The organism is Klebsiella sp. GN_Kp190, from assembly GCF_040061795.1.
Classification (GTDB): domain Bacteria; phylum Pseudomonadota; class Gammaproteobacteria; order Enterobacterales; family Enterobacteriaceae; genus Klebsiella; species Klebsiella michiganensis.
In genome coordinates this window covers 148,191-160,677 of record NZ_JBEAFN010000009.1, presented here as the reverse complement: position 1 = coordinate 160,677, position 12,487 = coordinate 148,191, and the positions used below count along the sequence as shown (strand labels likewise).

Genomic DNA, 12,487 nt, shown 5'->3' with positions numbered 1-12,487 from the left:
CGGAAAAACTTCTATTATTTGACTGTACATGTCATTTTTCTGAAGGATTTACATGAGAGTTAATGGACTTACGAAGGGATTTTTCATCCTGATCGTGCTGATCGTCACCCTTGCTTTTTTCGACGTTCTCTCCCCCTATTATTCAGCCATTTTATGGGCGGCAATTCTGGCGGTGATCTTCCACCCGGTAAAGAACAAACTGCGCGATCGGCTCGGCGAGCGTAACGGCCTGGCGGCGTTTCTGACGATAGTGATTATCTGTCTGATCGTGTTTACCCCGCTGGCGATCATCCTCTCGTCGCTGGCCTTCGAGCTCAACGTGGTTTACACCAAACTGCAGCATAACGATACCCAGTTCCCGACCGTGGTAGCCAGCCTGTTTGCTCACCTGCCGGAATGGGCAAGGAGCTTCCTCTCAGAGCATAATCTTGATAGCGCGGAACAGATTCAGCGGCAGCTTTCGGACGTTGCGCTTAAAGGAGGCCAGTACCTGGCCGGGAGCGCATTCCTGATTGGTAAAGGCACGTTCGGTTTTACCATCAGCTTCGGCATCATGCTTTATCTACTGTTTTTCCTGCTAAAAGATGGTCCATACCTGGTCAGGCTGATTCTGGAATCCCTGCCGCTATCAAATCACGTGAAGCAGCATCTTTTCGCCAAATTTGCCGCCGTCGCCAGGGCGACGGTCAAAGGCACCGTGGCGGTCGCGCTCGCCCAGGGCGCGCTTGGGGGACTGGCGTTCTGGATCGTGGGCATCGATGGCAGCATCCTGTGGGGCGCGCTGATGGCGTTTCTGTCGCTGATCCCGGCGGTGGGTTCGGCGATTATCTGGGTGCCTGCGGCGATCTATCTCTTCGCGACCGGTCAGCTCTGGCAGGGCGCGTTTATCGTCGGTTTCTTTGTGATCATCGTAGGACTGGTTGATAACATTCTGCGACCTTTGCTGGTTGGTAAAGATACCAAAATGCCGGACTACCTGATCCTGATCACCACGATCGGCGGAATGGAAATCTACGGCATCAACGGCTTTGTTATCGGCCCGCTGATCGCCGCCCTGTTTATCGCCTGCTGGAACCTGCTGTCCGGACGCGATCACGCCGGAAACATCGATGAACTTGATGAGGATTTCTTAGAAGAGGGTAAAAATCACGAGGAGTAGCGAGAGGCATTGCACAACTTTACAGGCATAGAGCGGCATTCCTGTCAGGTAATGACCGGCACCTTAGCGGCTCTGTAATTAGTAAAACATCGCGGGGGCAGCGAGGTCAGGGGGGATACCCCTTGCTCAACCGCGATGAAATCCCCTACTCCTGCGCCAATAAGCAGAATTTATAACTGATATCTGTGAAAATTTTGGTAAACGCCACTGCCCATCAACGTAACAAATGCTAACATTATGCTGTTTATGATTGATAACAAAGGATTACCCACGTGAAAAAAATCACTACGTTTGCTGCCTCCCTGCTGGCCGTTGCCTGCATGTCCACCAGCGCCGCTGCAGCTGAGCAGCCGCTGGAGAAGATCGCCCCGTTTCCAAAGGCGGAACAAGGGATGAAGCGTCAGGTGATTCAGCTGCCGCAGCAGCAGGATGAGTCCGCATTGAAAGTCGAGCTGATGATTGGCCAGACGCTGGAAGTCGACTGCAATCGCCACCGCCTTGGCGGCCAGCTGGAAAGCAAAACCCTGGAAGGCTGGGGCTACGACTACTACGTATTTGATAAAGTGACGTCACCCGTCTCAACCATGATGGCCTGCCCGGATGGTAAAAAAGAGAAGCAGTTTGTGATGGCAGGCCTGGGCGATGCGGGCATGCTGCGCTATAACAGCAAGCTGCCCATCGTGGTTTATACCCCGGCGAATATCGACGTGAAATATCGTATCTGGAGAGCGGACGAAACCATCGGCGTAGCCGTTGAGCGTTAATGCCTGAAGAGTGAATCCGGCGGCCTGCGCCGCCGGAGAAGCGCTTACAGCGCGATGTCAGCGATAGGTTTCCCTTCCGGCAGCGGCTTCAGCGTCGCCTGCGGAACGTTATCAGCCTCGGTAAGCGGCTCATAGCGCAGTTCCAGCACTTCGCTGGTCCACGCCAGCGCCTTTTCAATTTCCGCTGCGTTGCCATCCAGACGCGTACCGTAGCTCGGGATAATCGCTTTCAGTTTCGCCTGCCACTCCGCTGAGTTGATCTTCTCTTTGAACACTTTCTCCATCAGCTGCAGCATGATTGGCGCCGCGGTGGAAGCACCCGGCGAGGCGCCCAACAGCGCGGCTACCGTGCCTTCATCATCGCTGACAACTTCGGTTCCCAGGCGCAGAACGCCGCCCTTCTTCGCGTCGCGCTTGATAATCTGCACGCGCTGGCCGGCCTGCCATAAGCGCCAGTCTTCTTTGCGCGCTTCCGGATAGTACTCGCACAGCGCCGCGTGACGATCTTTGTCCTTTTGCAGCACCTGGCTAATCAGGTATTTTACCAGATCGAAGTTATCCAGCCCGACGTTGAGCATCGGCATGATATTCGACGTGTTGGTGGAGGCCAGCAGATCCCAAAGCGAACCGTTTTTCAGGAAGCGGGTTGAGAAGGTCGCGAACGGCCCAAACAGCACCACGCGTTTGCCGTCGATAATACGGGTGTCGATGTGCGGAACCGACATCGGCGGCGCGCCCACTTCCGCCTGGCCGTAGACTTTAGCCAGATGGTGAGTCACCACTTCCGGGTTCTCACAAACCAGGAACTGACCGCCGACCGGGAAGCCCGCGTACTCCTTCGCCTGCGGAATACCGGTTTCCTGCAGCAGGGTCAGCGCGGCGCCGCCGGCGCCAATAAAGATAAATTTAGCTCTGATAACCCGTTTCTGGTGGCGATTGTTCGCATTCGCCAGCGTTACGCTCCAGCTCTTGTCGGCGTTGCGCTTAAAGCGACGGACCACGGTACCCAGCTGAAGCAAGAAATTATCATGGGTTTGCAGTCCGGCGATCAGCTGACGGGTAATTTCACCGTAGTTCACGTCGGTGCCGACTTCTGAGCGGGTCGCGGCCACCTTCTGCTGCGGATCGCGCCCTTCCATCACCAGCGGAGCCCACTCTTTAATTTGTTGATGATCTTCAGAGTAGCGGATACCGCGGAACAGCTCGCTTTGTTGTAACGCCGCATAGCGGGCGCGCAGGAAGTTCACGTTGTCTTCGCCCCACACGAAGCTCATGTGCGGCACGCTGTTAATAAAGGATTTAGGCTTTTTCAGAATGCCGCGGGTCACCTGGTGGGCCCAAAACTGACGAGAAATCTGGAAAGATTCGTTGATATCAACCGCTTTATCGATATTGATACCGTTAGCGGTTTGCGGCGTATAGTTCAATTCCATCAGCGCCGCGTGGCCGGTGCCCGCGTTGTTCCATCCGTTCGAGCTCTCTTCCGCGACGCTGGACATCTGCTCGACCATGGTAATAGACCAGTCCGGCTCCAGTTCCTGCAGCCAGGTTCCCAACGTGGCGCTCATGATGCCGCCGCCAATCAACAATACATCCGTCTCTTGCTCATGGCGGGTGTTGGTCCGAGTGTTATTGGAACCAACCGCCTGTGAGCTGGGTACGGCCATCTTTTTCTTCATCGGATTTGAGCCTTACTTTACTCGCTTTTTTATTTAGCGCAGGTGAAACGATTCTCGGCTTCAAAGGTAACACTGAAGATAAAAAATTTAAATATTGTTTAAATTTTAAGTTGAGTTTTGAGATCTGTTATAAAAATGTTTAATAAATGTGTATCACAAATCACATTTTGTACTGGTGTCAGCGATGCATCCGCGCTATTATCCTCGGTTTTGTGACCGACCGCACGTAAGCAGCGACCGATCCCGGCCAAAATTTTTTAAATTCTGCGAACTTTTTTTATGCCCCCAGTTTCCGATTCCGCTACCTCTGGTCACGCTGGCGCATTAGGCCAGATACTGCGCTCGCCCGCGCTGCTGACGCGTGAAACGCTGGCAGGCGTGCTCACCGCGCTGGCCCTGATCCCCGAAGTCATCTCCTTCTCCGTCATCGCTGGCGTTGACCCGAAAGTTAGCCTGATTGCCTCCGTGGTATTGTGCCTGGCGATGTCGGTCCTCGGCGGCCGGCCGGCGATGGTCACCGCGGCCGCCGGCTCGGTGGCGCTGGTTATCGGGCCCATGGTGCACCAATACGGCGTCGGCTACATTCTGCCGGCGGTCGTGCTGGCAGGCGTTATTCAAATTTTGTTTGGCCTATGCGGCATGGCGCGCCTGATGCGCTTTATCCCGCAGCCGGTGATGACCGGTTTTGTTAACGCGCTGGGTATTCTCATCTTTTTTGCTCAGGTACCGCATTTCTGGAGCAAGCAGCCGCTGATTATCGGCCTGTTCGTGTTGACGCTGCTGATTGTCCTGTGGGCGCCGCGCTTTATTAAAGCGATCCCTTCTCCGCTGATTGCTATCGTTCTGCTGACGCTGTTTACCGTTTTCAGCGGCCAGCTGCTGCCGACCGTCGGCGACGAAGGCTCCATGAGCGGCGGACTGCCGGGGTTAACCAGCCTGATGGTGCCCCTCGACTTAACCACGCTGCGCATCATCTGGCCCTGCGCGCTGAGCATCGCTTTTGTCGGCCTGATGGAGTCGCTTTTGACGGCGAAGCTGGTCGATGATTTGACCCATACCCCTTCCAGTAAGGCACGCGAGAGCGCCGGTCTGGGCGTCGCCAACATTCTCGCTGGGTTTTACGGCGGCATCGCCGGGTGTGCGATGATCGGTCAGACCATCGTTAACGTTGAAATGGGCAAAGCGCGCAGCCGCGTCTCGACCGTTGCCGCAGGCCTGGTACTGCTATTGCTAGTAACCGCGTTAAGCGAAGTGATGGCGAGAATCCCGATGGCCGTGCTCGCCGGCGTGATGGTGATAGTGGCGGTAAAAACCTTTAGCTGGCACAGCATTCGTCCGGCGGAGCTGGCGCGCAATCCGTGGCCGGAAACGCTGGTGATGCTGGTGACCGTCGGCGCGACCGTCGGCACCAGCAATCTGGCAATCGGCGTTCTGGCAGGCCTGCTCTCAATGGCCCTGATCCCTCGCCGTCTGCGCACTCAAGCTCAGGCTACATCAGAAAAAGCGTCGCCAGCCCAAGAAAAATAAAGAATCCCCCGGTGTCGGTAATAGCGGTAATCATCACGCTGGAGCCGACCGCCGGGTCGCGTCCCAGCTTGACCATCACCATCGGGATAATCACCCCCATCATCGCCGCCATCAGCAGGTTGAGCATCATCGCCAGCGTCATTACGCCGCCCAGCTGCGGATCGTCGTACAGCCACCAGGTGATCGCCCCCATAATCCCGCCCCAGACGATCCCATTGATCAGCGCGACGCCCATCTCACGCAGGATCAGGAACGAAAAGCTTCCCGGCTGAATATGCTGTAACGCCATCGCCCGCACGATCATGGTGATCGTCTGGTTGCCGGTGTTACCGCCGATTCCGGCGACAATCGGCATCAGCGAGGCCAGCGCCACCAGTTGCGAAATGGTGTGCTCGAAACCATCGATAACGCGGGAGGCGATAAAGGCGGTGCACAGATTGACCGCCAGCCAGGCCCAGCGGGTCTTCACCGCTTTGCTCACCGGGGCAAACACATCGTCATCGTTGCTCAGGCCGCCCATCCGGCGTAGATCGTTATCCGTCTCCTCATAGACCACGTCAACGATCTCATCGATGGTTAAACGCCCCATCAGCTTGCCGTCGGCATCAATCACCGCCGCGCTGAGTAAGTCATCACGTTCAAAGGTACGCGCGACTTTTTCCGCGTCCTCGTGCGGCTGGAAGGTCACCGGATCGCCTTCCATCACTTCCCCCACCCGCTTCTGCGCATCGTTGAGCAGAATGGTTTGCAGCTCGAGTTCGCCGAGCAGCAGCTTATTGCGGGTGGTCACAAACAGTTTGTCGGTGTTCTCCGGCATTTTCCCTAGTCGCCGCAGATAGCGCTGTACCGCCGCGAGAGTGGCTTCCGGACGAACGGTAATGACCTCAAACTCCATGATCGCGCCGACGGTATTGTCGGCGTAGCGCATCATCTGGCGAATACGCGCGCGCTTATCCGCGGGCAGCGTGGCCAGCAAACGTCCGGTCAGATCGCGCGGCAGGTGCTGCAGCAGGTAGACCTGTTCATCAATATCGAGATTTTGCAGCGCGAACAGCAGGTCGTGATCGCTCATCTCCTCGATGAGGTCGCCCCAGACGCTTTCCGATGCCTCCAGCAGCACTTCACCGCGCTTATCGTCAGCGACCAGCCGCCAGAGCGCGTTGCGCGCATCGTAAGGCAGCGCTTCGAGCGCATCGGCAAGGTCCGGAGGCGGCAGGTGGGAAACCAGCATCTCCACTTCCGCCAGATCGTCGGCAAGCGTGCTGTCATCGTAACGTTCAGCGAGGGTTAATTTACCCAGCAGCGAGGATGTGACGGCTTTATCGGTGCTCAGGAGCCAAATGAGGCGGGCGCGCTCTTCGTCACGCAATCTGGCGCTTTTTTTATGCAAAACGGACATCGGTCAGGCAATCCTTGTAAAAATATCTGTCAGACCAGCAGGCCGGAAGCCTTAAGCATAGCGCGAGGAGGCGGAAATAATAACCGCTATGAATTCAGTCGACGGAAAAAACAGCAGCCTGCGGGAAGCCCGGAGGTCGGCTGGCGCCTCCGGGACGGCGTAAAGCGATCAGGCGGTACGGGCGACCGCGTCGCGGGTCGCCAGCTCGCGCTCATTTCCGGTCAGCTCAGACAGCTGGCCGCCGCGCATTTCCAGCAGCCTGTCGGCGTGCTGAAAGTAGTGATCGTCATGGCTTATAGCAAAGAGGGTTTTACCCATCTCCTTCATCAGCGGCAGCAGCACCTGATAGAACTCACGGCGGAAATGGGGGTCCTGATCCGCCGCCCATTCATCCAGCATGATGATATCTCTATCTTCCGCTAACGCCAGCAGCAGCGCCACGCGCTTTTTCTGCCCTTTAGACAGCTTCAGGTCGAGGATTTTGCCATCGTCGAGCCGTAGCTTATGGTTCATCTGCAGATAACCCAGCCACTTCTCCACCAGCGCCGGGTCAGCCGCCTTCCCTTCCGGCCCCAGCAGTCTGTCAAACAGCCAGACGTCGGTAAACACCGCCGAGAACAGCTTGCGGTAATCTTCCGGCTTATCCGCCGCCATCGGCTTCCCGTCGACCAGGATCTGCCCGGAAAGGGGCTGATACAAACCGGTCAACAGCATAGCCAGCGTCGATTTCCCGCTACCGTTACCGCCGATGAGAAAGACCAGTTCGCCGCGCTTGAGGGTCATGTTGATCGGCCCGACCGCAAAGCTGTTGTCAGGATAATGGAAGGTGATGTCGCGCAGCTCGAGCGTCTGCCAGTGGGGATGCGCCTGCGGCTGCGGGAACTCAGCGCGGTACGGCGCGAGCGAAAACTTATTCAGCTTGTTGAATGCCACCTGCGCGCTGAGCAGAGTGGGCAGCGCGCCTACCGCCGAGAGCAGCGGCGTGCGCAGGAATAATAGGGTCAACGAGTAGGTCGCCGCCACCGCCGTATCGGCCCAGCCCAGGCTGTTGGCCATCCAGAAGACCAGGCCAATCGCGCCCAGCATCATAATATTCGACCAGTTGACCGCGCTCAGATGAAAGGTATCGGCGCGAACAATATGGTGCCGGTATTCTCGCGCATCCGGCAGATAGAGCTGATTAAACACATATTCGGCGCGCTCGCGGTTGAGAGTGAGCTCTTTGCGACCTTCGAGCACCGTCTGGTAGTCGTGATACAGCTTATCTTCGCTTTCGCGCAGCGACGCCATATGCTTATAAACCCGCGATACCAGCATAAATCCGCCCCAGATGGTCAACGCCAGCCACAGGGCGGTAACCAGCATCATTTTTCCTGACAGCCAGGCCAGATAAGCGGCGGAGCCAAAGGTCAGAATAATCCCCTGCACCAGCTCCGGCAGGCGTACGAAGGCAATGGTGATATTGCGGATATCGCTGGTTAGCCCGGCCAGCAGCGACGCGCTGCCGATTTTCTCGATCTTCTCGATTTGCGTATCCAGAATGCGCTTAATAAATTCGCCGCGCAGGCGGTAAACGAAATGGTGGCCGAGCGTGGTCAGCGCCAGCTGCGAGCCGAGGGTGACCGCCATCAACAGCAATAGCAGCCCGAGAAACTCCGGCAGGACCGTCAGGGAGGTATCGACAAGGGTTATCAGGCGCAGGTTAATGAAGGCGATAAGCCCAATACCCAGCGCCGCGCTCAGCAGGCTCAGGGCAATGACGGAGATAAACGGCCAGCGATACTGGCGCCAGACAAGAAGAAGAAGTTCCATAACGCGTAATCCGGGCAAGCAAAAACAGCCAGCAGTTTAAACTGCTCGACGATGACAGCAAGAATAATTCTTATTTTTATTCTTTATTACCCGCCAGGCGGAAAGTGAGATTGTAACGACAGCCGCCGGTAGCCGGATGGATGCCCTCTTTCAGCGGTTGAATACCGTGGTAAAACAGCCGCGATTCGCCGCCCCAGACCACCACGTCGCCGTGCTCCAGCAGCACCCGCTGCAGCGGATCGTTACGCCGCAGGCCGCCAAACTGAAATATCGCCGGAAGCCCCAGAGAGACGGAGACAATCGGCGCTCGCAGGTTTTGCTCGTCTTTATCCTGATGCAGCGACAGCTTCGTTCCCGGCTGATAGCGGTTGATAAGACACGCATCCGGGGTAAAGCGCGCATAGCCGCTCGCCGCCGCCGCTTCTGCGGCCAGTTCGCGGAAAAGCGGCGGCATCTGCGGCCAGCGCTTGCCCGTCAGCGGATCGTCGGCAGCATAAAGATAGCCGTGCTGGTTGGTGGTCCAGCCCAGCTCGCCGCAGTTGGTCATCGCCACCGACATCGTATAGCCGCCGGGGGTAACCATCTGGCGAAAAGGCGAACGACAGGCAATCTCGCTGATTGCCTGCAAAAGCGCCGGCGCGCGCTCTCGGGCGTAGCGGCGCAAAATTATCGCCCCCGGAGCCAGCGGCTCCTGCCAGGGCGGCGTATCGGCAAAAAGATCGAGCATTATTTCTCCTCGGATGACGCTTCTCGCGCCAGCAGCAGCGCCTTGCGCGCCGTCCCCCAACGATAGCCGGATAGCGCCCCATCCTCGCGAACGACTCGATGACAGGGAATAACCAGCGCCAGTTTATTCGCAGCGCAGGCGCTTGCCACCGCTCTCACCGCGCGGGGGCGACCAATACTTTGCGCCACCTGGCGATAGCTGCGGGTCTCCCCCGCCGGGATCTGACGCAGCGCCTGCCAGACCTGAAGCTGAAACGCCGTGCCGCGCAGATCCAACGGCAGGGAAAACGGCTGCCGGTGGTCATCAAGATGGGAAAATACCTGCGCCACCCGCTGACGAAAAATCTCGTCGCCCGGATGCAGCCGCGCATTGGGGAACAGGCTGGCTAATTCCGCATAGAGCAAGGCGTCGTCCTCTCCGGGCAGCACGGCGCACACGCCCCGCTCACTCTCAGCCACCAGACAGCGTCCCAGCGGACCGTCGCCGCATACCCAGGTAATATCGATATCCCCCCCGCCGCGGCGAAACTGGCGGCCGGTCATTCCCAGCGCGGCGTCAGCCTGCTGGTAGTAGCTGCTACTATCCGGAAAACCGGCAGAGAGCGCCGCATCGGTAATTTTCTCCCCCTGCCCCAGCGCTTCGCGTAAACGGCGAGCGCGCCACGCCTGTTGCCAGGCTTTAGGGGTCATTCCGGTGACGGATTTAAAGAGGCGGTGAAAATGAAAGGGGCTGACCGCAAGCTGGCGTGCCAGTGCTTCCAGCGTTATCGGCGTCTCCTGCTCCAGCAGACGGCACGCGGCAGCCACTTTCTCTACCTTCTGCTGCTGCGGATCGGTTTTTTCCGGCTGGCAACGTTTGCACGGACGAAAGCCTTCCGCCTGCGCGCTTGCCACATCAGGATAAAAGCGAACATTTTCCCGCAGCGCGCGGCGCGAGCGGCAGGAGGGGCGGCAGCAGACGCCGGTGGTCAGCACGGCAAAGACAAACTGACCATCGGCGCTGGCATCGCGTTCGCATACCGCCTGCCAGCGGCGCTCATCGGTATCAATCATTATCGTTTTCATCACGGACTCCTGCTGTAAGTGTATCTTCAGTGTGGGCCGAAGTCCGTCATCAAAAACCCGAAATCTTGCGCTTTAATTTTTCTCGCCAACGAGGAAAGTGCGGAACTGCGGCGACATCCAGGTTTTAAACCCGTCCCCCTCTTTGATAATCATATAGACCGCCAGCCCCTGTTCGCGTACCACGTCCCGCGCTTTTTCCGGACCCAGCACCATCAGCCCGGTATCCCAGCCGTCGGCTTCCAGCGCCGTCGGGGCGATAACGGTCACCGAAACCAGTTTATGATCGATAGGCCGCCCGGTTTGCGGATCGATAACGTGCGAGATGCGCTTACCGTCCAGCTCATAGTAGTTGCGATAGCTGCCTGAGGTGCTGATGCCGTGGCCGTTGATATCAACGATCGCCTGTACCGCGTTTTCGCGATCGGTTGGCTTCTGGATCGCCACCCGCCACGGCTGCCCTTCCGCATTCATCCCCCGGCTCGCCAGCGCGCCGCCCACCGAGACCAGGTAGCGCGAGATCCCCTCCTGCTCCATCAGGCGCGCCAGATGATCGGCGGCGTAGCCTTCACCCACGGTAGAGAGATCGACAAACAGATCCGGAATATCTTTTTGCAGAAACTGCTTGCCGGCCTGGTTGATCACCGTCAGATGCTGTAATCCGCTGCGCGCTTTCGCCGCGGCAATCTGCTGCGCATCCGGCGTTTTGACCGGCTGTTTATCCGGGCCAAAGCCCCATAAATTGACCAGCGGCCCGACGGTGATATCCATGGCGCCATGGGTTTTTGCGCCAATGCGCAGCGACATCGTCACGATATCCGCCATCGCCTCGCTGACCGGCCACGGCGAGGTACCCGGCGAATGGTTAAAGCGCATCAACGCTGAATCGTTCTTCCAGGTGGAAAGCAGACGATCGTCGGCATCCAGCTGAGCCTGAACTTTCTGGCGCAGCGCCTCGGCCTTCGCCTCATCAACGTTGATGACGCTAACCCGCCAGAATGTGCCCATGGTTTTACCCTCCAGCACGGTGGCGGCGGATTTTGGCGTCTGGGGAGTGGTGGCTGAATCACAGCCTGAAAGTAACACGCAGGCGCCGAACAGGGCGGCGCGGAAAAAAGTGATATCCATAAAATTGGCTTCCTCTGGCTAAGGCGCAAAGAGTACACCAGCAAGGTTAAACCGGGCATAAAAAAAGGCGCCATCGGCGCCTTTTTTCAAACTTCAGCTTGCTTAGAACTGGTAAACCAGGCCCAGAGCAACGATGTCGTCGGTAGAAACACCGGCGTTACGAGTGAAGCTGTTGTCGTCCAGCAGGTTGATTTTGTAGTCAACGTAGGTGGACATGTTTTTGTTGAAGTAGTAGGTAGCGCCTACATCAACATATTTCAGCAGATCCTGGTCGCCGTAGCCTTCCAGATCCTTACCTTTGGACTGCAGGTAAGCCACGGACGGACGCAGACCGAAGTCGAACTGGTACTGAGCAACCACTTCGAAGTTCTGCGCTTTGTTAGCAAAGCCCAGGGAACCGGCGCGAGTTGCGTTGTAGGTCTGGGTGTACTGAGTCGCCAGGTAGATGTTGTTGGCGTCATATTTCAGACCACCGGTATAGGTTTCAGCGTTATCGCCGCGGCCCAGAGCCAGCTGGCTGTTCTGATCGCCATTACGTTTGGAGTGAGAGTACGCGAAACCAGCGCTGATACCGTCGTAGATATCATAGGTCAGGGAGGTGCCGTAACCGTCGCCGTTCTGTTTCAGAGCGCCACGACCGTTGTTGGTCGGGGAAGTACCTTCGCCGCTTACGCTGCCGTTTTTACCCTGATACTGCAGAGCAAAGTTCAGGCCGTCAACCAGACCGAAGAAGTCAGAGTTACGGTAGGTTGCCACGCCGTTAGCGCGAGACTGTAGGAAGTTGTCAGAACCGTAGGTGTCGCCGCCGAATTCCGGCAGAACGTCAGTCCAGGAAGTTACGTCGTAGACAACGCCGTAGTTACGACCGTAGTCGAAAGAACCCGCGTCGCCGAATTTCAGACCAGCAAATGCCAGACGAGTCCACGCCTGATCGCTGGAGCTCTCGGTGTTGTTTGCCTGAACGTTGTATTCCCACTGGCCGTAACCGGTCAGCTGGTCGTTGATCTGAGTTTCGCCTTTGATGCCCAGACGCATGTAGGTCTGGTCGCCATCGGAAGATTTGTCGTCAGAGAAATAGTGCAGACCGTCGATTTTACCGTACAGGTCTAATTTGTTGCCATCTTTGTTATAGACTTCAGCCGCATTCGCTGCGCCTGCTACCAGCAGTGCCGGTACCAGGAGGGACAGTACTTTAACTTTCATGTTATTAACCCTCTGTTTGTTATATGCC

10 protein-coding genes are annotated in these 12,487 nt (G+C 57.3%); 3 read left to right on the top strand and 7 right to left on the bottom strand.

Going from position 1 to position 12,487, the window contains the following annotated elements; translation table 11 throughout:
- Nucleotides 1–52: 52 nt before the first annotated feature.
- On the top strand, nt 53–1,159 hold the full coding sequence (locus ABLU67_RS06920; protein WP_009653963.1) for an AI-2E family transporter: 1,107 nt from the start codon (nt 53–55) through the stop codon (nt 1,157–1,159).
- A 272-nt stretch (nt 1,160–1,431) separates the two neighbouring features.
- Nucleotides 1,432–1,923, top strand: coding sequence for a serine protease inhibitor ecotin (gene eco, locus ABLU67_RS06915; RefSeq protein WP_014230206.1), 492 nt, complete (start codon nt 1,432–1,434; stop codon nt 1,921–1,923).
- A gap of 44 nt (nt 1,924–1,967) precedes the next feature.
- Here eco and mqo read toward each other — a convergent pair whose 3' ends face one another.
- On the bottom strand, nt 1,968–3,602 hold the full coding sequence (gene mqo / locus ABLU67_RS06910) for a malate dehydrogenase (quinone) (RefSeq protein WP_348852223.1): 1,635 nt from the start codon (nt 3,600–3,602) through the stop codon (nt 1,968–1,970).
- Nucleotides 3,603–3,881: 279 nt separating this feature from the next.
- Here mqo and ABLU67_RS06905 point away from each other — a divergent pair, with 279 nt between their 5' ends.
- Nucleotides 3,882–5,129, top strand: a complete 1,248-nt coding sequence (locus ABLU67_RS06905; protein ID WP_014230208.1) for a SulP family inorganic anion transporter — start codon at nt 3,882–3,884, stop codon at nt 5,127–5,129.
- Here the strand turns inward: ABLU67_RS06905 and mgtE are convergent.
- The 6 genes from mgtE to ABLU67_RS06875 form a co-directional block, all read right to left on the bottom strand.
- On the bottom strand, nt 5,092–6,528 hold the full coding sequence (gene mgtE, locus ABLU67_RS06900; protein WP_014230209.1) for a magnesium transporter: 1,437 nt from the start codon (nt 6,526–6,528) through the stop codon (nt 5,092–5,094). The genes ABLU67_RS06905 and mgtE overlap by 38 nt on opposite strands.
- A gap of 168 nt (nt 6,529–6,696) precedes the next feature.
- Nucleotides 6,697–8,340 carry a multidrug ABC transporter permease/ATP-binding protein gene (locus ABLU67_RS06895; protein WP_064357826.1) on the bottom strand — a complete coding sequence of 548 codons (1,644 nt, stop codon included), beginning with the start codon at nt 8,338–8,340 and terminating at the stop codon, nt 6,697–6,699.
- Nucleotides 8,341–8,416: 76 nt separating this feature from the next.
- A complete protein-coding gene (alkB, locus tag ABLU67_RS06890; RefSeq protein WP_048260709.1) occupies nt 8,417–9,067 on the bottom strand; it encodes a DNA oxidative demethylase AlkB in 651 nt (216 codons plus the stop codon).
- Nucleotides 9,067–10,131, bottom strand: coding sequence for a bifunctional DNA-binding transcriptional regulator/O6-methylguanine-DNA methyltransferase Ada (ada, locus tag ABLU67_RS06885; RefSeq protein ID WP_032750686.1), 1,065 nt, complete (start codon nt 10,129–10,131; stop codon nt 9,067–9,069). Before ada ends, alkB begins: the two co-directional genes overlap by 1 nt.
- A 72-nt stretch (nt 10,132–10,203) precedes the next feature.
- Nucleotides 10,204–11,256, bottom strand: coding sequence for an FAD:protein FMN transferase ApbE (apbE, locus tag ABLU67_RS06880; RefSeq protein WP_025106709.1), 1,053 nt, complete (start codon nt 11,254–11,256; stop codon nt 10,204–10,206).
- Nucleotides 11,257–11,358: 102 nt separating this feature from the next.
- The gene (locus tag ABLU67_RS06875) at nt 11,359–12,459 is read right to left on the bottom strand and encodes a porin OmpC (protein ID WP_009653961.1); all 1,101 of its coding nucleotides are present in this window, start codon (nt 12,457–12,459) and stop codon (nt 11,359–11,361) included.
- Nucleotides 12,460–12,487 lie beyond the last annotated feature (28 nt).